The 22064-nt window shown below is 42.3% G+C and carries 20 protein-coding genes; 6 read left to right on the forward strand and 14 right to left on the reverse strand.

What is annotated here, in order from left to right; translation table 11 throughout:
- The first annotated feature begins 279 nt into the window (after nucleotides 1-279).
- A complete protein-coding gene (locus G610_RS0114495) occupies nucleotides 280-1176 on the forward strand; it encodes a helix-turn-helix domain-containing protein (RefSeq protein ID WP_051198029.1) in 897 nt (298 codons plus the stop codon).
- 465 nt (nucleotides 1177-1641) lie between these two features.
- Here the strand turns inward: G610_RS0114495 and feoB are convergent, their stop codons facing one another.
- A complete protein-coding gene (gene feoB / locus G610_RS0114500; protein WP_026525359.1) occupies nucleotides 1642-3969 on the reverse strand; it encodes a ferrous iron transport protein B in 2328 nt (775 codons plus the stop codon).
- Nucleotides 3970-3998: 29 nt separating this feature from the next.
- Entirely contained in the window at nucleotides 3999-5711 is a 1713-nt protein-coding gene (locus tag G610_RS21105; RefSeq protein WP_051198030.1) for a PP2C family protein-serine/threonine phosphatase, read from the reverse strand.
- A gap of 124 nt (nucleotides 5712-5835) precedes the next feature.
- On the opposite strand from G610_RS21105, the gene G610_RS0114510 reads away from it, so the two are divergent.
- Nucleotides 5836-6600: a hypothetical protein gene (locus tag G610_RS0114510; RefSeq protein ID WP_026525360.1), complete on the forward strand. Its 765-nt coding sequence runs from the start codon at nucleotides 5836-5838 to the stop codon at nucleotides 6598-6600.
- Between the two features lie 242 nt (nucleotides 6601-6842).
- On the opposite strand, the gene G610_RS0114515 is transcribed toward G610_RS0114510, so the two are convergent.
- On the reverse strand, nucleotides 6843-7136 hold the full coding sequence (locus G610_RS0114515) for an STAS domain-containing protein (RefSeq protein WP_026525361.1): 294 nt from the start codon (nucleotides 7134-7136) through the stop codon (nucleotides 6843-6845).
- 63 nt (nucleotides 7137-7199) lie between these two features.
- Nucleotides 7200-8408 (reverse strand): hypothetical protein, encoded by a 1209-nt coding sequence (locus tag G610_RS0114520; RefSeq protein ID WP_026525362.1) that lies wholly within the window; start codon nucleotides 8406-8408, stop codon nucleotides 7200-7202.
- Between the two features lie 212 nt (nucleotides 8409-8620).
- Between G610_RS0114520 and G610_RS23160 the strand changes: the two genes are divergently transcribed.
- On the forward strand, nucleotides 8621-8782 hold the full coding sequence (locus G610_RS23160; RefSeq protein WP_155831043.1) for a hypothetical protein: 162 nt from the start codon (nucleotides 8621-8623) through the stop codon (nucleotides 8780-8782).
- Between the two features lie 33 nt (nucleotides 8783-8815).
- On the opposite strand, the gene G610_RS0114530 is transcribed toward G610_RS23160, so the two are convergent.
- The 3 genes from G610_RS0114530 to G610_RS0114540 form a co-directional block, all read right to left on the reverse strand.
- Entirely contained in the window at nucleotides 8816-10162 is a 1347-nt protein-coding gene (locus tag G610_RS0114530; protein ID WP_026525363.1) for a M56 family metallopeptidase, read from the reverse strand.
- Nucleotides 10163-10265: 103 nt separating this feature from the next.
- Complete coding sequence (locus G610_RS0114535) at nucleotides 10266-10622, reverse strand: BlaI/MecI/CopY family transcriptional regulator (RefSeq protein ID WP_026525364.1); 357 nt, start codon at nucleotides 10620-10622, stop codon at nucleotides 10266-10268.
- A gap of 206 nt (nucleotides 10623-10828) precedes the next feature.
- Nucleotides 10829-12127: a hypothetical protein gene (locus tag G610_RS0114540; protein WP_026525365.1), complete on the reverse strand. Its 1299-nt coding sequence runs from the start codon at nucleotides 12125-12127 to the stop codon at nucleotides 10829-10831.
- A 148-nt stretch (nucleotides 12128-12275) separates the two neighbouring features.
- On the opposite strand from G610_RS0114540, the gene G610_RS0114545 reads away from it, so the two are divergent.
- On the forward strand, nucleotides 12276-12671 hold the full coding sequence (locus tag G610_RS0114545; RefSeq protein ID WP_026525366.1) for an RrF2 family transcriptional regulator: 396 nt from the start codon (nucleotides 12276-12278) through the stop codon (nucleotides 12669-12671).
- On the opposite strand, the gene G610_RS0114550 is transcribed toward G610_RS0114545, so the two are convergent.
- The 5 genes from G610_RS0114550 to G610_RS0114570 form a co-directional block, all read right to left on the reverse strand.
- Nucleotides 12655-13299 (reverse strand): bifunctional 4-hydroxy-2-oxoglutarate aldolase/2-dehydro-3-deoxy-phosphogluconate aldolase, encoded by a 645-nt coding sequence (locus tag G610_RS0114550; RefSeq protein ID WP_026525367.1) that lies wholly within the window; start codon nucleotides 13297-13299, stop codon nucleotides 12655-12657. The genes G610_RS0114545 and G610_RS0114550 overlap by 17 nt on opposite strands.
- A gap of 40 nt (nucleotides 13300-13339) precedes the next feature.
- The gene (locus G610_RS0114555; protein ID WP_026495788.1) at nucleotides 13340-14431 is read right to left on the reverse strand and encodes a sugar kinase; all 1092 of its coding nucleotides are present in this window, start codon (nucleotides 14429-14431) and stop codon (nucleotides 13340-13342) included.
- 24 nt (nucleotides 14432-14455) lie between these two features.
- Entirely contained in the window at nucleotides 14456-15889 is a 1434-nt protein-coding gene (gene uxaC, locus G610_RS0114560; protein WP_026525368.1) for a glucuronate isomerase, read from the reverse strand.
- 200 nt (nucleotides 15890-16089) lie between these two features.
- On the reverse strand, nucleotides 16090-18480 hold the full coding sequence (locus tag G610_RS0114565) for an ABC transporter permease (RefSeq protein ID WP_026525369.1): 2391 nt from the start codon (nucleotides 18478-18480) through the stop codon (nucleotides 16090-16092).
- Between the two features lie 79 nt (nucleotides 18481-18559).
- Entirely contained in the window at nucleotides 18560-19258 is a 699-nt protein-coding gene (locus G610_RS0114570) for an ABC transporter ATP-binding protein (protein ID WP_026525370.1), read from the reverse strand.
- A 207-nt stretch (nucleotides 19259-19465) separates the two neighbouring features.
- On the opposite strand from G610_RS0114570, the gene G610_RS0114575 reads away from it, so the two are divergent.
- Nucleotides 19466-20518: a phosphodiester glycosidase family protein gene (locus tag G610_RS0114575; protein ID WP_026525371.1), complete on the forward strand. Its 1053-nt coding sequence runs from the start codon at nucleotides 19466-19468 to the stop codon at nucleotides 20516-20518.
- Nucleotides 20502-20918 (forward strand): hypothetical protein, encoded by a 417-nt coding sequence (locus tag G610_RS22365; RefSeq protein WP_051198031.1) that lies wholly within the window; start codon nucleotides 20502-20504, stop codon nucleotides 20916-20918. Before G610_RS0114575 ends, G610_RS22365 begins: the two co-directional genes overlap by 17 nt.
- Before the next feature lie 44 nt (nucleotides 20919-20962).
- Here the strand turns inward: G610_RS22365 and G610_RS0114585 are convergent, their stop codons facing one another.
- A complete protein-coding gene (locus G610_RS0114585; RefSeq protein ID WP_026525372.1) occupies nucleotides 20963-21283 on the reverse strand; it encodes a hypothetical protein in 321 nt (106 codons plus the stop codon).
- Nucleotides 21284-21878: 595 nt separating this feature from the next.
- Nucleotides 21879-22064 (reverse strand): transposase (locus G610_RS22755; RefSeq protein ID WP_026525373.1); only part of this gene is annotated, 186 nt, incomplete at its 5' end.

Genomic DNA, 22064 nt, shown 5'->3' on the forward strand with positions numbered 1-22064 from the left:
AGTCGCTTACAAAAAGATATATAATTTCTATGTATATTTCTATCTTATATACCTGTCTCCAAGTATTCGTTTTTACAACAACACAAATGTAAAATGGGATATTTTATTTTGTTTTAGATTATCATTTTGGGAATTCGATTAGAATGGTACAAGGATAGAAAATGTGTCATTTTGGATTGTATTGAAAATTGGCTCATATACCGCTTATAATGATACTTATTGTATTATTTGGTGTTATTTTTGCTATATTTGTGTCATTTTTCTATATAAGGTGTCAATATGTCCAATAAAAAATCATTTAAACCGGAAAATAAACTGATGGTTTTCCCCAAGGAACAACTTTTTCGTTATCTAAGATCAGGAAAATTTCAGGCTCTTTCTGAAAACTGGAAACATGAGGTACTTCCTCTTGAATTTGATTATGAGCTGATAGTGGTCACAGAAGGAACTCTGTACCTTAGATATATGGATGAAGATTTCACGGTTATGACCGGAGAATATCTGATTCTTCCTCCCAGTGATTCTGTGCGTAAGGGACTAAAAAAAGCCTATTGTTCCTTTTATTGGTTGCATTTCACTGTTGATTTGGGGCATATTCCAGCAAGAATCCGCCCAGGTGAGCAGATCACCTATGAAAGAGCAGGCTGCTTCATGATTCCTCAGACCGCTGCTGTTCCCAGTCCCCAAAGGATGATAGTGAAAATGAAACAGCTTCAGGATATGGAGAGGAACAATTACCCCGATATCTCACTAAATGCCGAGATAACCGCCCTTATTACAGAACTTTACGGACAGCTATCCATAGAACTTCCCACGGATACTGACTCCATCGGCAACAAACAAATCTATTCAGATATCACAGACTATATTAGACGAAATATCTCCAAGAACTTAAAGACCACAGATATTGCAGACGCCTTTGGCTACAGCCCAAAGTACCTTTCGCACCTTTTCAGTGAGGTAAGAGGCATCTCCCTCAAACAATTTATAACATCTACAAAAATAGAAACTGCCAGCTTTTACCTGACTGACAGTGACAGAACCATTACAGAAATAGCCTCAGAAGTGGGCTTTTCCGACATGCACAACTTCTCCCGTACCTTCAAGCGCGTTACAGGATTAACACCAAGCGCATACCGAAATACCTACTCCAAGAGGCTACTATATCATATTTAAATTAGAAACTCCCATGCCGGTATGATGTAGAAGCCTGGGCCCCAGCGGATGTGTAGCACGAAAAGCTCCGACTGTGGATAGAATGGTCGGATAGGCTTTTTCATTCCTCTGACGAAATTCCCAAATCCTGCGCCGGATATATGTGTGATTTTGCAACATGTTTGAGGACATTTCCGAAAGATAGCACAGCCCCTTGCAGTCATTTCAAGTCTCGTTATCTTCGCGAGATTATTCAGCTATAGAGACTTGAAATGACTACATGGGGCTTTTTGCTATCTTTCGGAAATGTACGAGTTTTGCAAAAATCACACATGTTTATATCCGGCGCAGGATTTGGGAATGCTTTGAGTCACGGAATGAAAAAGCCTGTCTGACCATTTGTACCACAGCCGGAGCTTTTCGGAATAATCCGCTGGGGCCCAGGCTTCTTATATTCATACCGGCATGGGAGTTTCCGAATTTACATCATGCAACCAGCTTCACGATGAAGGCGGCGATCCAGGCTATGATGCACTGCCATACTACGACGCTGATGGAGTACTTGGAGCCCAGTTCTCTGCGGATGGATGCAATGGCTGCAACGCAGGGTGTGTAGAGAAGGGAGAATACCAACAAAGTAGCGGCAGCGGTGGTGCTGAGGGCAGCTTCCACGCCGTCCTCGAAGAGGACGCCCATGGTGGTTATAACGCTCTCCTTGGCGATAAAGCCGCTGATAAGAGAGGTTACTACTCTCCAGTCTCCTAGCCCAAGGGGCACAAAGATTGGAACGAGAACACCTGCTATTTTTGCCATAATACTGCTTGATGAATCAGTTATGTAGTTAAGGTGCAGATCAAAGCTCTGCAGGAACCACACTGCAATTGTTGCAAGGAAAATGATACTGAAGGCTCTGGTTATAAAGTCCTTGGCCTTTTCCCACAGGAGCTGAAGTACATTCCTTGCTCCCGGCATACGATAGTTGGGCAGCTCCATAACAAAGGGAACCGCTTCGCCCTTAAACAGCGTATTTTTATATATGAGCGCAACAAGAATACCCACCAATATTCCTAGGAAATAGAGACCGGTGATGATAAAGCCTCCCCTTCCCGGGAAAAATGCACTTACAAAGAAGGCATAAATTGGCAGCTTTGCGGTACAGCTCATAAAAGGTGTCAGCAGTATGGTCATCCTTCTATCTCGCCTTGAAGGAAGTGTCCTTGTGGCCATAACAGCCGGCACTGTACATCCAAAGCCGATCAGCAAAGGTACGATACTTCTGCCGGACAGGCCGATACGTCTTAAGAGCTTATCCATGAAAAACGCAACTCTTGCGATATATCCGCTATCTTCCATAAGCGACAGGAAAAAGAACAGCGTAACTACTATAGGAAGGAAGCTCAGCACGCTTCCCACACCTTCAAAAATACCCTTTGTTACAAGTGACTTTATGGCCTCATTTACGCCTGCCAAGGTCATCCAGGCATCAACCTTATCCTGCAATGCTTCAACGCCCATAGCGATTAAATCCTGCAAAAATGGACCTACTACATTGAAGGTCAGATAGAATACCAGAGTCATGATAATGACAAAGCAGGGAATAGCCGTCCATTTTCCGGTACAAATCATATCTATTTTCTCGGAACGGATTCTTTCCTTACTCTCACCGGGCTTAACAACAGTCTGCTCGCAGACACGCTCGATAAAATCGTAGCGCATATCCGCAATAGCTGCGCTTCTGTCCATTCCACCTTCTTTTTCCATCTGAACGATGGTGTGCTCTATCATCTCAAGCTCATTTTCATCAAGAGCAAGCTGTTTATAAATAAGAGAATCCCCTTCTATTGCCTTGGTTGTGGCAAATCTGATGGGAAGTCCCGCTCTCTCGGCGTGGTCTTCGATTATATTTTCAACAGTATGAATGGCACGGTGAATTGCTCCGCCGTGGTCTGTTTTCTGGCAAAAATCCTGCTTAACAGGTCTTTCCTGATACTCTGCGATATGAACGGCGTGCCTTATAAGCTCGGCAACACCTTCGTTTTTGGCTGCGGAAATGGGTACAACCGGCACTCCAAGAAGCTCTTCCATCTTGTTAATATCGATGGAACCGTTATTACCCTTAACCTCATCCATCATGTTAAGCGCAACAACCATGGGAATATTCATCTCCAGAAGCTGCATGGTCAGATACAGGTTTCTCTCTATGTTCATGGCATCAACGATATTGATAATCGCCTTTGGATGCTCTGATAGTACAAAATTCCTTGATACAATCTCCTCGCTGCTGTAGGGAGACATGGAATAAATTCCGGGAAGATCAGTCACCATAGTATTAGGGTGGTCTTTTATCGGTCCATCCTTTCTGTCCACTGTAACACCGGGAAAATTACCCACATGCTGGTTTGATCCTGTCAGCTGATTAAAAAGTGTGGTTTTTCCGCAGTTCTGATTACCCACTAGGGCAAAAGTCAAAACAGTTCCCTCGGGAAGCTTTTCTCCTTCACCGGGTGCATGGTATCTGCCATCTTCACCAAGTCCCGGGTGCTCGGAATTCTCAATTTTGGTTATTCTCTCGTGTTTATTGGTTCTCTCTGAAATAGTCTCTATCTCAATCTTTTCAGCATCAGCAAGACGCAGGGTGAGCTCATAACCGTGAATCTGAAGCTCCATGGGATCTCCCATAGGTGCAAACTTAATAACTGTGACCTCTGCACCGGGAATCACACCCATATCCAGGAAGTGCTGCCTCAGTGCGCCGCTTCCTCCCACGCTTTTTATAACTGCCGACTGTCCGATCGGTAATGACTTTAAATTCATCTTATCTCCTACAAAAATATATTTTTATGCTATTTTCCACGATATTCCACGCATAGCATGGTCAGATCATCAAACTGCTCTGCTCCGCCCACGAACTTGTCTACGTCGGCTCGAACATTCTGAAGGATCTTAAAGGGTGTTACTTCAGGCTCTATATTGAGTGCTTCAACCATACGCTTTGTTCCGTACATCTCATTTTCTGCGTTTGTAGCTTCCGGAACTCCGTCCGTATAGAGGAAAATCTTATCTCCCGGTGAAATCACAAGCTCATATTCCTGGTACTTTGAGTCATCCATTCCGCCTATGACAAAACCGTGCTTATCCTTGAAAAGCTCGAATTTACCGCCTGCACGCATGATTGCCGGATACTCATGGCCGGCATTTGCGCAGGTCATTTTGCCTGTAGAAACCTCAAGGATTCCAAGCCAGGAGGTCACAAACATTCCAAGCTTATTATTGGAGCACAGGGCCTCGTTGGTTTTTTCCAAGATTTCTCCAGCCGATCTTCCAAGCATTGCACAGCTCTGCATGATAATCTTGGATATCATCATGAAAAGAGCCGCAGGAATGCCCTTGCCCGCAACATCAGCTATCAGTATACACAGATGATCATCATCAATAAAGAAATAATCATAGAAATCGCCGCCAACCTCTCTTGCAGGATCCATTATGGCAAAAATATCCATCTCATGCCTGTCCGGGAAAGGCGGAAAGGTGTTAGGCAGCATAGAGGCCTGAATCTTGGTGGCCAAGGCAAGCTCCGTACCTATTCGCTCTTTTTCAGCCGTGATCTTGGTAAGGTTCTCCTCGTATTCGTCAAGCTCCTTCTCCATCTGGATCATGGTCTTACTAAGATCCTCAATTTCATCACCTGTATGGATATCCAGTGCTGAAAAAAGCTCCCTATTTGTATTGCCTTCATGCCTGCTTTTTACGTAGTTTCTGGATGCCTTCTCAATCTGTTTGATAGGTTCAACCAGTTTTACCTTGATACGTGCGGTCTGAATCCACGCCAGCATAACAGTAACCGCTACCACCACCAGAATGAGCCTTATTGAAAACTCAGCCATTCCGGTAATAATTTCTTTTATTGAAATATCAACCAATACAAATGAGCATATATTGCCCTCTGTATCCTCAATAGGCACCGCAACAGAGCATAATAAACCATATTTTTCGGTAAACTCAAAATCAGTAAGTACCTCATCGCCATCAGTTCCAAGGAATCTCATCATTCCCTTATGGTTTACCGGCTCCCAATCTCCCGGTAAAAGGCGATCCTCCGGGACTTCATCTGCATCAACCAGGTAAATAATCCTACTGCTTTCGCTATCGTACATAGCCATATAAACATCATATATGTCATGATATCTGCCAATATCGCCAAGCATATCCGTCAAAGAATAATAGGTACTTCCCTTACCCATATCTACATCCGCAAAAAAATCTCTGTAGGCCTGGGTACCCACCAGCATCTTCTGATCTTCAGTAAGACTATGATAGATATCCATAACCTGCTTAGAATAGCCTACCACATCCGTGGTATGTATAATGGACATTCTGGTCTGTTTAGCTGTTCCGTCCGCAACCCTGATATACTGTTTTGTCAGCGACACGGCATAAAAAGACAGCGAAACAAGTAGCGATATGATTCCGACGATTACAGATGTTTTCAAAATGGAAAACTTGGTTTTCTCTGATATAGTTCTTCTTTTGCCTGATTTAGCCTGATTATTACTCATTAAAGATAGTATCTCCCCGCCCCAAAAAACTCTCTATTCTCTCTTATCTTAACGATTATTTAGTCAAAATATGATAAGATAAAAAAAGAATACTATTTCTTATAATACAACATCTGGTGAGAATATGTACACAAATGCCAAGAAACATATTTTATCCAACTCCATAATGATGGTAGCAATTATAAAAGTCTTAGCAGCTTTCTGTGAAGCAGGACTTCGTTTTATCCTGCAAAAACAGAACTCTCTAAGCCCTGATATGCTGGATACCGTCCTTTGGAGATCACAGCTTTTCATTTCCGCTGCCCAGATTGTTCTGGCTACCCTTGTGTTCTTTTTTGCCTGGAAAAAGCTTAACTACTACATCAGCCTGATTCCTGCAGAAGACAGAAAAGAAATGGGGCTTCTTCAAAAAGAATTCATAGGTGACAAAATCGCATCCCTGTCCGGTTCCTCAGTGAGCAGGCTTCTTCAGCTCTGGACTGTTATTTTCGTGGGCTCTGAATTAATCTATGTGTTTACCTCCATCATGTACAGACGTTTCATAAGTATTCTGATGACTGCCCTATCCGGCAGCGATGGTCTTACGGATGGTACCTTTGTTATGCTCTACAACATGACTCACGGCTTTAAATATATAGAAATGCTGTGTGCGATTTTGCTGGGTGTTGTTATGACCGGCATTTTCTTAAGTGATCCTTATTTAAGGATTGCATCTTTGGTTATTCTGGTTTTGTTTATGCTGGCCTTCGGAGTTTTTCAGATGCAGACGGTGAGCCTTATGGGGCGCTCTGTGGGCATCGTTTGGACATCACTTATCTATCACGCCACTGAGACCATAGGCCTTTTCCTGCTGGCGCTTTATCTCTCCCGCAGATACCGCGGCTTGTAAATCCTAAAGAACAAAGAGTCGCTCGCGACTCTTTGCGCGCTGGTGCGCGCAAGCTTTAGCTTGCAAAATTCATCTGCGCACCAGTCGCATCCTTAGCGGAGCGCTTATTATTCAATAGGAAATCTGAAGGAATTTCCTATTGAATAATAAAGCTCCCTTGGCGTTTTGTCACCTTGGGAGCTCGTTTCATATAATATATTCCATTTTCATAAATATTGGACATTTCTGCCCGCTACCTGATCTTACTCAATTGTAAGAATATCTACAAATCCTGTTACTTCAAAAATCTCATTTATGGTCTCGTTAACATTTTTGATAACCATGCTACCCTGCTTATTCATAACCTTCTGTGCGGAAAGCAGAACTCTTAAACCGGCTGATGAGATATATTCAAGCTCTTTAAAATCAAAAACAAGTTTTTCTATACCATTCAGTGACTTAAGCTCTTCATCAAGCTGCGGTGATGTGGTAGTATCCAGTCTTCCAACCACTGCTATAAGTAACTCGCTTCCATTTTCTGTCTTGTTGATCTTCATTTTCTCTCCTCCCGGAATGAAATTATGTCTGTTTTTATGTCTATTTTCCTGTATGCGTCTAAATCAACCTCTAAGCTCATAAACGATGGTCATATCTACTCTGTTGCCCTTTACTCCCACAAGAACGTCTTCTGCCAGGCTTCCGACGATAGATTTCTCAAGCTCATCTGTAGCCTGTCTGATCGCCTCTTTCTCGGCATCCACTTCGGGAAGAGCATCTCTGTAATCGGACAATGACCACATAACTGCGGGATCCATTCCATCCATTGCACCATAGATACCCATTGTTCCATAGTTTACAGGCGTTCCACCATATTCCTGATTAAGCTTCATAACCTCAGAATAGTGTAATACACCGTTTTCAATGACATCACCGATTTTGCCCATAACGCCCTTAACAGAGCTGTTCTTCTTATCAGAAGAAATATCGATAAGCTCCTTTTTTGCAGGTGCACTCATGTCGGTCTTGGCTGTAAGCTTAAGGCAGCACTCCTTTTTATATCTCTCGAACCAGATTTCAGCTTTATAGTCGGTTGTCATTGCTTTAAGCATGCCGACTGTCTCCTCATAAATGAGTTTAAGTCTGGTTGCATCCTTAGGTGAAATCTCAAGCTCGCTGATAAGCTCATCACCTCTGTTATATACTCTTTCTTCATCGAGCTTGCTGCTCTCGATAATAGTAATTCCGCTGACAATTTCAGCAGGCTTTGATCCTATAGTTTTAAGGACCTCGGAAAAGTCCTTGGTAACAACCATCTGAATCGTATTCTTGTCGATACCGACTTCAATATCATCAGCAAGATTAGCTACGATGGATCTCTCAAGATCATCCCAGGCTTCCTGAGAAAACGTGTCGGTTTCCTTCTTTTTCCTGAGATCATCCTCATATTCTTTTAATGACCAGGTTGAATTCTTGGGTGATTCGATCATAAAATTAGATAAAAGCTTGCCAAAGAAGCCTCTTTCACTAATATTCTCACCAGTTGAAGATACAGAGAGCAGCTCCTTTTGCTTGTCTCTGTCAAGATGATTCTCAGCCTTGAGGTAAATCCTTGAAACTCTGGCATCTCCTTCTAACCAGAATTCCATAATGCCGTATCCTATGATGGATTTAGCAAGCCTTAATACCTCTTCTGAGAGAAGACGCAGGCGAAGAGCGTTCTTGTCTTTGATACCTGCCTCTGCAATGTAGGAATCCACTGCCCCATAAGCGCCTTCCAGTGCTGATTCCAGATTCGCAATCTTTACGTGTTCTGACTGTACTTTATGCATTTTCCCCTCCATAATTATGAATTAAAAACTCACTCCATCTTATAATAATACATATTACGCGGTCCCGTCACTATCACATAGACTATTTATAATTTTTTATAAATCTTTTATAACCCCGACTTATTTTGTACATATTTTGATATTATCATTTTCTGAAATGCAAAATTGTGTGTACGTTAACTCTTATCACGTATACCAGGGGAGGGGAAATTATGGAAAATACGAATGAGTTCAGTAAAGAATATAAGATTATCGATGCTGTTAAATGTAATGGCAAATATATAGACGTAGACACTTTAAGATCAAAAATAATCGCCACCGGAGCCGTAGCTTTGGCAGCGATAGCGATTATCCTCGTACAATATATATTGTAAATCTGCATGAAAATCCATGCGTTATAAAATCCCTCAATCCGGGGCAAATTCCGGCTTGTCTTTCCGGCTGTCTTCACCGTTCATGAACAGTCGTAGTATGACATATCTCACAGAGTCAGTCTGCCCTTCTTTACCGGGCAGTTGGAACTTTATGACCAGCTCTGACTTATCTTCGCTCTCATCCAGGGCGAGATCGCCGGAACCATCATCTGTTATCTCTTCAACCTTGACCAGCACATTTTCCATACCCGACAATTCTGCCTCGGTATATCCTTTGGCCATATAAAGCTGTTTGATCTGCTGTTTGCTCAGAGATGCCACTAATTCCTGGCCACGCATGATCATGACATTACCATCTCTCCATTCGGCATAAACAGTCGTGTCCAAATCCGGTTCTTCTACTACAACTTCCTGACTTGCAGCATGAGGAAACTTTACGATTACTTTACTGGTCTCAACGACCATTTCCTCTTCGGGCACTTCATCAGTGTCCTGAAATTCTACCACAGGCTCGGCGTTTTCTTCATCCTCCGCCACTGCCAGATCAAGACCCTTTTGAGCGGAGCTTGTGAAAAAACAGGTAGAGAGCGCCAATGTAATAATCGTCAGCAACATAATGAGCCAACCGGAGGCCTTTTTGTAGTTGAAGATCTGGTTTACTCTCGTTCCCACACCAATGCCGCCAAAGGCGAGCTGATATGCAAAAACATATCTTTGGTTTGTGCTACACCGGAGAAGTGATGTAGCATAGGACTTTTTCTCATCCAGTGACATACGGCTGATTACTTTTTCATCACAGGAGAGTTCTAAGTCTTTACAAAATAGTGCATATGAAATCCATACAAGTGGATTGAACCAATGAATTGCGAGCAGCAGGAACCCGATCTGTTTCTTTATGTGATCGCCCCTGCGAATATGTGCCCTTTCGTGTGCAAGCACATTAGTAATAGTCTCATTTTCAAGCCCTGATGGCAGATATATTTTCGGATTAAAAATACCAAGTATAAAAGGCGTATCTATTTCATCACATTTATATACGTTATCTCCCAGTTCTGTCACCTGAACGGAAGCTTCTGTCTGTTTTTTGATGGAGTAATAGCTGTGTCCCATGTATATAAGGACAATAGCCACTCCGGCAAGCCATATCCACTGAAACCTTTCGTATATAAAAACAGTTATAATGCCATGAAAATTGGGAAGAATTCCAATCCTTGATTCTATCTGAAAAGGCAGAATCAATCTAAGAGCTACAACAGACCAGGGTGCTCCCATAAACCACTTCGGCCCCTTTTTCAGCGGAAAGCGCAAAATTATAACAACAGCAATAAGGCATGCGGCTACCACACTCATTTCAATTACTTTCATAAAAATCGTTTCCATTTCAATTCCTCCGTCTGACTAAGTATGTTTTTGTTCACGTTTTTTACTACTTATGCACTTGTATGATGATAGCCGTATTTATGCCTATTATTGTTTTCTGTTGTTAGTCTTTCGCGTTGTCAATAATCCTCTGGATCTCTTGCAACTCCTTTTGCGACAACTTTTGATGGGATGTAAATGCCGCCAGAAATGCGGGCAATGATCCGCCAAAAGTCTCCTCTACAAATTCTTCACTTCTCCTTGTATAAAATTCGTCCTGGGAAATTAAGGATGAAACTATTCCATCCTCGTTTTTAAAGAGGCCCTTTTCGCAGAGCTTCTTAAGAACTGTGTATGTAGTGGATTTTTTCCATCCAAATTCCTCTGAACATAACTTTACCAGTTCTCCGGAACCAACCGGCTCCTTTTCCCATATAAGCTTGGCAAACTGCAACTGAACTTCTCCTAATTCAACAGCCATGACAACCCCCCTCTTTGGTCTATTTGCTATCGACTTATTAATCAGAGTCTACTCTACATAGACCTGCATGTCAACAGCTTAAGCCATAAAAATATCAAAAAATTTAACGTCTTCTACATATTGTGTTATTTATATGATTTAAGTACAAAATAGGAGCCCCCACATATGTTTGTGGGAGCTCCCGCCAGATTTTATCTATTATTTTATTACAGATTGCTGTAAAAGGTATCAATGTTTTCTTCAGGAAGTGTCACAGGATCCCAACCAAAATCCTGAACTGCTGTGATATTTAATCCATTTGCCGCAACATAGTTGGCTATGATCTGCAAGCGAGTCTGTTCCTTTGCTTCGTCATCTGAATAAAGCTTCATAAATTCATCATAATGATCGCCCATGATCTTCTTTGCGCTTTCATCGAAATCTGATCCGTCAGCAACAACCTCGATATTAGTTACTTCATAGCCTTCATCTGTGTTCTTCACATGTATGCAGCCTGGATATGATCCGCCTGACTGAGTCTCCAGGGTCTGACCATTAAGTTTGTAGTTATAGTAGCAGAAATCGCCATAAATACGCATATCCTCAGGATCTGAATCATCCTCAGCTGCGATGTTGATTGAAGGTATTCCAACATCTGCAGGATCATAACCCGCACCAAACTCATTCATTACAGCCTTATATACTTCATAATAGAAAACCTCAGGACCCGGATACTCGTATGCGGGAAGCGCACCTTCCGTTGTTGCTGAAGCTGCTTCGCCGCCACCAACTACGCTGAAGTTTACAACTGTTGCATCAAAATACTCTTCATAAAGCTGGTTGAAGATTTTCTCTGCTTCTGCGCTGTCCATGTTGCTGTAGTCGCCGCCATCATCAGATGTATAGGTATAGGTGCCGTTACCGTCTGTATCATAGGTAACATCTGCCTGCTCCATTACAACGAGCTTATCGTCCGTAATTGTGTACTTTGTCATATTATGATGAGTACCTACATAGAGCTTACCATCCTTGATTGCAAGAGGATTGGCTGTGCCGCCGGACTCAACCTTTCCTACTTCGAAAGGAACTCCATCCTTATAGATGAAAATCGCTGAATCGATGGCGGCCATATTGCCGTCAAGGTTATCATAGGCACTGCTGCAAACCAGGAAAACATCTGTCTGGTCCAAGGTTTCATTTGCATAGCCCATACCATCTGTAAGCTTTTCATCGATTATCTGCGTGAAGGTATCGCAACCTGTAATGTCGATGTCGGGAGCATAAAAGATTTCCTCAGCTGTTTCTTCGGATTCTGCTGTCTCCCCTGTTGATTCTTCAACGGAAGCTTCTTCGGAACTCTCCTCTGCCTCAGCTTCTGTGGTATCAGCTGCTTCCTCCTGGGCGGGCTCTTCCTGAACAGCGTTCTCTGTCTGAGCATCTTTTCCAGTCTCTGTCGTTTTGCCGCAGGCACAAAGTGATGTTGCCATAATACCTGCAATTACCAATGTTACAATTCTGTTTTTCATAATTTTCCCCTTCTCATAAATCTATTTTTTATCTCATATAAACAATACTTTATCATTTATCACAAAAATGTCACATAAATTTGTATTGATTAACCCATTTACCTTGCGTTATAATAGGCAAAAGCATTCACAGTATAGGAGGTACTACATGTTTTCTACAAAGGGAAGATATGCCCTAAGAGTTATGATAGATCTGGCGCAGCAGGATTCTGACCAGTATATTCCGTTAAAAGATATCGCTGAAAGGCAGGACATCTCCAAAAAATACCTGGAGATTATTGCAAAAGAACTCGTTAAAGGAAAAATTCTTGAAGGTGCCAGCGGAAAGCATGGCGGATATAAGCTTACAAGATCTGCAGACGAATACTCTGTAGGCGAAATAATAGAACTAATGGAAGGCTCCATTGCACCTGTAGCATGTCTTGCTGACGAAGACTACGTATGCGAAAGAAAATCCATCTGCAGAACTCTCCCCATGTGGGAAGAATTCTACAAGATGGAACATGATTTTTTCTATAATAAGAAGCTTAGCGATCTCCTCTGATCTCTTTTACAACATTCACAGCTTCTCTTGTCATTTCTTCGATCTTGTCGAAGCTTCCGGCTTTGATAAGGTCGCCCTTTACCATCCAGCTACCACCGCAGCATGCGATTCTGTCGTATGAGAGGTAATCTCTCATGTTCTTCTCATTTACGCCGCCTGTAGGCATGAATTTGATACCTGTATAGGGTGCTGCCATGGCCTTGATCATAGGAAGGCCACCTGCCTGCTCTGCAGGGAAGAATTTAAGAACCTTAAGGCCTCTCTTGATACCCTGTGCAGCCTCTGAAGGAGTTGCTACGCCGGGTACAACTGTATAGCCTTTTTCCAGGCAGTAATCTACTACCTCAGCGTCAAAGCCGGGGCTTACGATGAATTTTGCACCTGCTGCAATAGCCTGCTCAACCTGCTCAGTTGTAAGAACTGTGCCTGCGCCAACCAGCATCTCAGGGTACTTATCAGTCATAATTTTAATAGCATCAGCGGCAGCTGCTGTACGGAATGTAACCTCAGCACACTTTAATCCGCCATTTACCAGTGCCTGTGCAAGAGGCTCTGCATCTTCTACTCTGTCGATTACTACAACAGGTACCACGCCATATCCGGCAAGTTGTTCAAGTATGTCACTCATTTTGTTTCTCTCCATTCTAACTTAACTTGTAATTATGTAATCAGCGCTGTACTCGTGCGCCTTTTCCGCCCATGATAGCCTCTACCTCGCTCTTATCAGCCATGGTAGTATCACCGGGTGTTGTCATTGCAAGTGCGCCGTGAGCTGCACCGTAATCAACTGCAAGCTGTGCATCTCCTGTTGTCATAAGGCCGTAGATAAGACCTGATGCAAAGGAATCTCCGCCGCCTACACGGTCCATGATCTCAAGGCCCTTATAATCCTTTGCCTTGTAAATCTCGCCGTCTGCGAAGCAAAGTGCACTCCAGTCATTAACGGTAGCTGTCTTAACCTCTCTTAGAGTTGTAGCAACTGCCTTGAAGTTGGGATAAGTCTTAACAACCTCTCTGATCATCTTCTTGTAGCCTTCGATGTCGAGCTTAGCAAGATTCTCATCATTACCCTCTATTTCAAAGCCGAGGCATGCTGTGAAGTCTTCCTCGTTACCGATCATTACGTCAACGTATTTAGCGATCTCTTTATTTACTTCTCTTGCCTTCTCGATGCCGCCGATTGCGCTCCACATGGAAGGACGATAGTTAAGATCATAAGAGATTACTGTGCCGTATTTTCTTGCTGTTTTTATAACTTCTATTACGGTCTCACTGGACTGCTCTGAAAGTGCTGCATAGATGCCGCCTGTGTGAAGCCACTTAACACCAAGCTCGCCAAAAAGTCTCTCAAGGTCGAAATCCTCGGGCTTTGCCTTGGAAATAGCCGTGTTTGCTCTGTCTGAGCAGCCCTTAGCTCCGCGGATACCAAAACCTCTCTCTGTAAAGTTCAGACCGTTACGGCACTCTCTGCCGATTCCGTCTGTTTTCATCCATTTAATAAAAGAAGTATCAACGCCGCCCTGAAGAATCAGATCCTCCATAAGCTTACCCACTTCATTGTCTGCAAAAGCTGTAAGAACTGTGGTCTTAAGGCCAAAGCATCTGCGAAGACCTCTTACTACGTTGTATTCTCCGCCGCCTTCCCATGCGTTAAAATGTCTTGCTGTTCTGATCCTTCCTTCGCCGGGATCCAGTCTCAGCATAATTTCTCCAAGTGATACTGCATCAAAAGCTGCATCTTTTCTCAAATTAAAATCCATTTTGTGCCTCCGTTTTTATTCCTTCTATATTCCAAAATATCTCTTAGCGTTGTAATAGGAAATGCCCTGAACTATGGATTTAAGGGCCTCTTCATCATTAGGATACTCGCCATTCTCAACCCAGTTACCTATGAGATTGCACATGATTCTTCTGAAATAATCATGTCTTGTATAGGACAGGAAGGATCTTGAATCTGTGAGCATTCCTATGAAATTACCGAGAAGACCAAGGTTAGCCAGGGACTTCATCTGCTCTTCCATTCCTGACTTGGAATCATTGAACCACCATGCAGGTCCGTGCTGAATCTTGCCGGGAATCTCTGCTGACTGAAAGGCGCCGATTATTGTTCCTATCTGCTCATTATCAGCAGGATTCAATGAAAATACGATTGTCTTTGGCAATTCTTCTGTTTTATCAAGCTCAGATAAAAATGCTGCAAGGTTTCCACCGCAGGAATTATTGGCAATAGCGTCATATCCTGTATCAGGTCCAAGATTCTTAAACTGTCTCTCATTGATGTTTCTTAGGCAGGAATAATGAATCTCCATAGCTATTCCAAGTCTGTGATAGGCTTTTCCAAGGGCTACAAGAAGTGCTGTCTGATAGCCTTCTGCCTCTTCCACAGTAACTGCCTCGCCCTTCATAGCCTTCTTGAATGCCTTATCGCACTCTTCCATAGAAAGCTTTCTGAAAGGTACATAATCAAGGCCGTGATCCGATGCCACGCAGCCATGCTCTGCAAAAAACTCAACTCTCTCAATAAGTGCATCAATTACGTCCTGAGTGGAATCAAGAGATGCCTTATTAACTGATTTTGCAAGCTTTTCAATGTATTCTGCAAAGCCTTCCTTGTGAATATTTACTGCTTTGTCGGGCCTGAATGAAGGTCTTACAAGGAAGTCTATGGTCTTATCCTCTGCAATCTTTTCATGCCAGATAAGTGTGTCTATGGGATCGTCGGTAGTTCCAACGTATGCCACGTTGCTCTGCTTAATCAGGCCACGGACTGACATCCCGGGATCGTTTTTAAGCTTGTCGTTACACTTATTCCAGATCTCCTCTGCATTCTGCGGTGTAAGAGGCTCTGTAATTCCGAAGTATTTCTGAAGCTCTAAGTTGCACCAGTGATACATGGGATTACCGATTGCCTTGGTAAGTACCTCTGCAAAGCCCTTGAAGCGTGCAAAGTCGTCACCTCTTCCTGTCACCAGTTCCTCCGGCATTCCGTTCGATCTCATGAGTCTCCACTTATAGTGGTCTCCTGCTATTGAGCCGTCAGGCTGATATCCGCCAAGCCATACATCTGCCAGTGTCTCAAACCGTCTGTCCTCATAGATCTCCTGAGGAGAAATGTGACAGTGATAATCAATTATGGGCAGGTCTTTAGCATAATCATGAAAAAGATGCTTTGCAGTCTCAGTCTGCAACACAAAATCTTTATCTAAAAACTGTTTCATCGAAGTATGCTCCTATATATATTTATTTACTTTATTTATGTTTACGCATCTTATACTAAGTCTTTACCCCGGCTTTTTACATAGCTTTTGGGACATAAACCAAAATATTCAACAAGAATAACAATTTTTGCAATGTTTTGAATTTTGGCATGAAAAAACCCTTTGGCACGGCAACTTCTGCCAAAGGGTTTAAATCCTGATTATTCGACGTTTTTCAGAGCTTCATTCATTGGTATGTGGCGGATCTTCCGGTACTCGAGAGCAGCAACAACGGCGTAGGTTGCGATGGCCATAAGGAACATTTCCGCGTATACCTTAGGGTCAAGCCAGATAATCATCCAGCCGCTCATCATCTGCTTTAACATAACTCTGAATATCCACACCATCACGTAGGTGATTATGGGATATGATATAAGGAGCGATGCCACAACCACGATTGCTGTAGGAATTATGTACAGAGCTGCGATCTCTTTCTGGGAATATCCGAGAATTTTCGCCATGGAGATGGACTGGGCATTTCTCTCGATTATCAGCTTAGAAAGCAGGTAGATCAGGACTATAAAAAGGATTACCGAGAATCCATCCACCATGTACATGATATTGCCCATAGATATCATAAGCTGTCTGGACACTCGTGTGAGCGACTCCTTATCAACTACTGTTCCAATGTATTTGCTGTCGATGTCAGTAATTTCGCTACTTGAAAAATACCCCGAGAAAAAATCTTCATCCATACCAACAGTGCTATTCAGATGTTTTTTGCTCATGAACACAGTGATTCCGCCGTCATAAGGATAAATTCCTGTAACCTTAAAGCCATAGTATTTATCCTCATAGGGCTCTTTCAGAGTTATTACATCCCCTGCTTTGTATCCGTATTTATCTGCATATGCAGAGGATATCAGCACTGTTTTTTCATCGAAATCTGCGTGTATATAGCGGCTGTCATCACGAACTCCGTAGATTGTCACCTCATCTACTCTGCTTCCGTCTGCGCCCGTAGTTTTCAGGCTGTATGCTGAGAATTTCTCTGCATCCGGATTATTGGTAAGTATTTTGTTTTGCAGGAAAACGTATGAAAACGCCACATTTATCTGATTGTCATCATCTATAGCTCCTACGGGAATCTGCAAAAGATATATATGCTCCGCAAGCATGCTATCCGTAACCACTCCCTGAAAGTGTGTAAGAAGCGGTGGCAGCATCATTCCGAAAAACAGCAGTACATTTGCAAAAAACAGTCCAACGAAAAGCGTTATGTAACTGCTCTTGTTCTGTATAAGTATTCGAATGCGGAATCTGTCAAAGAATCTTATTGCCTTATTTAGTATGATGGCACGCTTTTGTCTTTTTCCTGAAAGGTCACGCCTTATTAGCTTAAGCGGGCTAAGCGCAAGTTTACTTCTAAGGATACAATAGGTAATCACAAGCATTATGATTATCGGAATTATTGTGGTCTTAAGGAATGCATCAGCGTTCCACAGGGTAACATATGTAGGTAGTGAATAGCTTCCGTAATACATCGCCACGCAAACATTTTTAAAGTAGGTATACCCCATGATATTACCGATTAGTGCTGCAATAAGCGTCACTATAAGAGGCATCGCCATGTAATGGCGTATAAGCTCATTTATGGTATATCCAGAAGCCCTAAGAGTTCCTATTACATTTGATTCCCTGTGAATTGTATTGTTTATTGTGATGCCGAATACAAAAGCGATAATGATAATCATTATATATAAGAGCACTGTCATCATCGCTCTGTCTTTTCCGATATCCTCTCCTGTAAAGGTTATGGACTGGTTCAGATAGCGGGGAATAAAGTTTTCCAGAGTTACTTTTTTAGAAATCCTCTCCATGAGATCATCGGAAAGATCCTTCTCCTCTATATCATTTTCAGGCTTTTCATCATATAACCAGCCGTAGTTGTAATGGATAGCACCCTCATCATATTCGTCAAACTGACTCTTTGAAACTACCGCTACACCAAAAGCTGATGAATCAAACATCATGTCATTATTGCTGTAAAAAAGTGCGCTGTAGTCAGAGAGCGCCACAAGACCGACGATTTTATAGGTCTTGCCGTCGGAAGATAAAGTATTATCTATGGCTTTATTTCCGGCTGATGCAGTAAGGTTATCGCCGGGACCGGGCTTTAATGTCAAAGTATCATTCACCGTAAGTCCGTTGTTATCCGCATACATTCTATCGATGGCGATCTCCCCTATGTTTTCAGGAAGTCTTCCCTCCATAACACAGACCTTGTCGATCTCTTCTCTGTTTGCGAAAATCCTGAGCTTTGTGTTGTTGTCGAAGCTTTTTTCTACATAGAAATTGTCATAGATTGTGACACCTTTTTTCTCTATGTGTTTTCTCTCGGATTTTGTCAGCTTCTCCTCTGTTCTGAAATTTCCATCCTCTATGTTGTATTTTTCAAAGCTTTCATCATAAGCAGTACTCATACTCTCGCCTGCTACCAAAAAGCCTGAAACAAAGCCGATGGACAGCACCATCAAAACAAAAATAACTATGTATTTTCCAATATCCCCTGTCAGCTCCCGTAGAAGCCTTCTGTTTAACGGATTTCTCATAAAACTCCTCTATTTGTCTGTGCCGGTTACCACTTATCCTGTGTGCCTAACTGAAAAGAACACTGTCCGTAACCTGTATTTACCAGTCAAGCTCCGCAGCCGTCTGCTTCGTCTCGTTTCTGTAGCTTTTCCTGATAACGCCATCACGAAGCTTCACCACAAAATCAGCCATGTTCTTTATGGCATCGTTGTGAGTTACCATAATAACTGTGTTTCCATACTTGCGATTGACCTCTTCAATAAGAGAAAGGATTTCCTTGGAGGTGTTGTAATCAAGGGCTCCTGTAGGCTCATCGCAAAGCAAAATATCGGGATTTTTTACGATTGCTCTTCCGATGGCGCAGCGCTGCTGTTGTCCGCCTGAAAGCTGACTTGGCTCCTTGTTCTGATGCTCAGTAAGCCCCAGAGTTTCTATGATTTCATCAATATTAAGTGGATTCTTTGAAAGATATGCACCAACCTCTATATTTTCCCTGACTGTGAGATTTGGAATGAGATTGTACATTTGGAAGATATAGCCCAGATGCTCTCTTCTGTAGGCAGTTAGTGCCTTTTCGTCCATGTCGGACATGCTTTTTTCTCTGATGATGATCTTGCCTGAATCGGCAGTGTCGATTCCCCCGATGATGTTTAGTAACGTAGATTTTCCGGATCCGGACGGCCCAAGGAGTACCACAAACTCTCCCTTCTCCACGCTTAGGCTTATGTCCTTCAGTACCTCAACGCGGCTTCCGCCTTCGCCGTATGACTTTTTAATATTCTGTAATTCCAGCTGCATATTCTCCCCTTCTTATGTGCTGTTTTTATTTCTGTGGTATATGTTAGCAGGGCCTAACTGCAATTTCAATATTAGATGTTTCTCTTTTAGGTAAATTTTAGGTTTATGAGACAAAATTAGTCTATAGGATATCGCCAACCCCGGTATTTACAAATGCGGGCTTAGGTGATTCAAATTTTGCACATTCGCTAATTGAGGATTTTTAAAATGAAAAAATACCTATGGATAATTGGATACTCGGCTGCTCTGACGGCATTTACCATATATATCACTTTGGACACTTTTGTACTTACAAAAAGCTATACTACCAATGCATCGGCCATGAGTGCCTCGGCATTTGAGGATTTAGAGGCAGCGGCTGATAACTCTGCAGCTAGCTCATCAAGTACCTCTGACACACCCATAAAGCAGGAATCTCAGGGGGATGGCACTAGCAAGCACAGGAAGCATCATAATTCTGAATCCGTGAATACTAATACCGTCAGTGAAGTAGAAGCCTCCAATGAGACCTCATCCTCCATCGATGCGTCAGACAGCTACACAGGGGATACCACTTACAGCGACGACAACATAACAATCAATCTTTCGGAATATGATCAGTACAATACCAAAATTTATGTAGCAGACGTAACCCTTTCCTCCGCTGAATACCTAAAAACTGCTTTTGCCAATGACACCTATGGCAAAAACATCACAGCTACCACTTCGGAAATGGCAGAAGAAAACAGCGCTATTCTAGCCATCAACGGCGATTTCTACGGTGTTCAGGAAAGCGGATATGTGATCAGAAACGGAATAGTATACAGAAGTGAAGGTGATGGTTCTGAGGTGCTGTGCATCTATGCGAACGGAACAATGGAAGTAATTAATGACAGTGAATATACTGCGGAAGATCTTGTGGAAAAAGGCGTATGGCAGGCATTTTCCTTTGGCCCAGGGCTTATTGAAAACGGCGCGATATCAGTGGATACAGATGATGAAGTTGATATGGCAATGGCAAGTAATCCCAGAACCGCCATTGGCATCATAGATACTAATCACTATGTTTTCGTAGTATCTGACGGCAGAACCTCAGAAAGTGAAGGACTTAGTCTCTATGAGCTTGCAGAATTTATGCAGGACCTTGGAGTAACTACCGCTTATAATCTTGATGGCGGCGGATCATCAACCATGTATTTTAATGGTCAGATAGTGAATAATCCGACTTCCGGAAGAAGTATCAAAGAGAGAGGAGTGAGCGACATTGTTTACATCGCGTGACACAGCAAAATATCATCTTATTTACAGTTTGGCGGGCACGGTATTCCTTGCTGTCTTCGGTGCAATCTATGAATATTTCAGCCACGGCGTTTACTCATATTATATGATATATGCATTTGCAATCCCGCTGATTATGGGAGTTGTGCCCTATTCCTTCATGCTTATCAAAAACATTCAACTGCCTGTATTGCTGATCAATCTATGGAATTCATCGATTCTCACATATAGTGTAGGCAGCGTATTTGCCGGTGTACTCTCGATATACGGAACCACAAATGCTTTGATTTTTGTTTATCCTGTGGCAGGAACAGTTTTACTGATTGCAACACTTATAGCTGCAGCAGTTTATTATGTTAAAAAATCCCTCCTTACCGGTTTATTCGGTAAAGAGGGACCGTAAATCCATTGTGAATGTAAACTTCGCTTTGAATTAAGCAATTAAACTTATGCGCTTGCATTCTCTGCATGAGCAGTCATGGGGATAGGCTCGTTAATTGAAACTGTCGCTGCTTCTGTCTGCTCTTCCACTGTCTCATTTCTCATATCCTTTGAAACCGCGCCGTCCTTGGAGATAAGCTCCATTCCATCTCTATAGCTTCTTATGGCGAATGATGAGGAGTAGCCCTTATCTTTTGCTACTGCTCTTACCTTTTTGGCGGTCTTCTTCACATCCTTTGCATCGCAAACCACTGATGGATACTGGCTGCTCTTTTCGCATACAAAACCCTCTGCCAGAAGTGCTTTTAAAAATTCGTCCTTTGTCATGTTCCTCCTTGATGCGGGATTTAAAATATTCTGTGTCTTTAATCCCACATTTAATGCTATTTGCCATTCTTACGGCGTCAAACATTCAGTATTTTACATCATCGCGGAGAAGAATTGCAAGAACATCCGCTGATAGCCTGACAATTTTAGCATTTTTAATTAAATTTTTTAGTATTTTATTATACTTTTTTAGATTCCCTTTATGCATTTGTACGAATTTAGACACATTTTCGCGATAATATAGACTAAACGCTTATGGTTACCATCAACATTTGGGTTTAGGGAGAGATATTATGGAAAATAATATTAAGAAAATGAGTCCTAAGATTATTGACACAGTAGTCTACAATGGTCGGTACACTGATGCCGCGGAATTTCGAAGGAAAGTCCTTTCTTTAGTGTGCAGCTTTGTAATTGTTGCAAGCGCACTGGCAATTGGAACTTTTCTGATTTAAGATTTTAATAGGGGCTGTGAAAAAATGAGATAATCATTTTTTCCAGCTCCCTTTTTATATCATTTTTTTGTGAGGCATGCTGTTTTTGGCAAAAACAGAGTATAATACCCCTTTCCCCAAGAACTACAAACTTTTTAAACTCAGGCAGCTTCTTGGAGATGCATCTTTTTATTGTGATATTTATATAAGTTATGACCTATTGAAACCAAAAGAACCTCAAGTTTTACGGATTCTATTCCTTTTCGGACTATTCTTTTATACCAACGATCATTTTTTATGATTCCGAAAGTACCTTCCGCTTGAATGGATCTGTTCATTCTAAGGAG

Source organism: Butyrivibrio sp. MB2005 (assembly GCF_000424285.1).
GTDB lineage: Bacteria > Bacillota > Clostridia > Lachnospirales > Lachnospiraceae > Butyrivibrio.

What these genes read in the sequence shown, in the direction of transcription:
- G610_RS0114495 (WP_051198029.1), top strand. Translation starts at nt 280, where the DNA reads ATGTCCAATAAAAAATCATTTAAACCGGAAAATAAACTGATGGTTTTC.
- feoB (WP_026525359.1), bottom strand. Translation starts at nt 3,969, where the DNA reads ATGAATTTAAAGTCATTACCGATCGGACAGTCGGCAGTTATAAAAAGC.
- G610_RS21105 (WP_051198030.1), bottom strand. Translation starts at nt 5,711, where the DNA reads ATGAGTAATAATCAGGCTAAATCAGGCAAAAGAAGAACTATATCAGAG.
- G610_RS0114510 (WP_026525360.1), top strand. Translation starts at nt 5,836, where the DNA reads ATGTACACAAATGCCAAGAAACATATTTTATCCAACTCCATAATGATG.
- G610_RS0114515 (WP_026525361.1), bottom strand. Translation starts at nt 7,136, where the DNA reads ATGAAGATCAACAAGACAGAAAATGGAAGCGAGTTACTTATAGCAGTG.
- G610_RS0114520 (WP_026525362.1), bottom strand. Translation starts at nt 8,408, where the DNA reads ATGCATAAAGTACAGTCAGAACACGTAAAGATTGCGAATCTGGAATCA.
- G610_RS23160 (WP_155831043.1), top strand. Translation starts at nt 8,621, where the DNA reads ATGGAAAATACGAATGAGTTCAGTAAAGAATATAAGATTATCGATGCT.
- G610_RS0114530 (WP_026525363.1), bottom strand. Translation starts at nt 10,162, where the DNA reads ATGGAAACGATTTTTATGAAAGTAATTGAAATGAGTGTGGTAGCCGCA.
- G610_RS0114535 (WP_026525364.1), bottom strand. Translation starts at nt 10,622, where the DNA reads ATGGCTGTTGAATTAGGAGAAGTTCAGTTGCAGTTTGCCAAGCTTATA.
- G610_RS0114540 (WP_026525365.1), bottom strand. Translation starts at nt 12,127, where the DNA reads ATGAAAAACAGAATTGTAACATTGGTAATTGCAGGTATTATGGCAACA.
- G610_RS0114545 (WP_026525366.1), top strand. Translation starts at nt 12,276, where the DNA reads ATGTTTTCTACAAAGGGAAGATATGCCCTAAGAGTTATGATAGATCTG.
- G610_RS0114550 (WP_026525367.1), bottom strand. Translation starts at nt 13,299, where the DNA reads ATGAGTGACATACTTGAACAACTTGCCGGATATGGCGTGGTACCTGTT.
- G610_RS0114555 (WP_026495788.1), bottom strand. Translation starts at nt 14,431, where the DNA reads ATGGATTTTAATTTGAGAAAAGATGCAGCTTTTGATGCAGTATCACTT.
- uxaC (WP_026525368.1), bottom strand. Translation starts at nt 15,889, where the DNA reads ATGAAACAGTTTTTAGATAAAGATTTTGTGTTGCAGACTGAGACTGCA.
- G610_RS0114565 (WP_026525369.1), bottom strand. Translation starts at nt 18,480, where the DNA reads ATGAGAAATCCGTTAAACAGAAGGCTTCTACGGGAGCTGACAGGGGAT.
- G610_RS0114570 (WP_026525370.1), bottom strand. Translation starts at nt 19,258, where the DNA reads ATGCAGCTGGAATTACAGAATATTAAAAAGTCATACGGCGAAGGCGGA.
- G610_RS0114575 (WP_026525371.1), top strand. Translation starts at nt 19,466, where the DNA reads ATGAAAAAATACCTATGGATAATTGGATACTCGGCTGCTCTGACGGCA.
- G610_RS0114585 (WP_026525372.1), bottom strand. Translation starts at nt 21,283, where the DNA reads ATGACAAAGGACGAATTTTTAAAAGCACTTCTGGCAGAGGGTTTTGTA.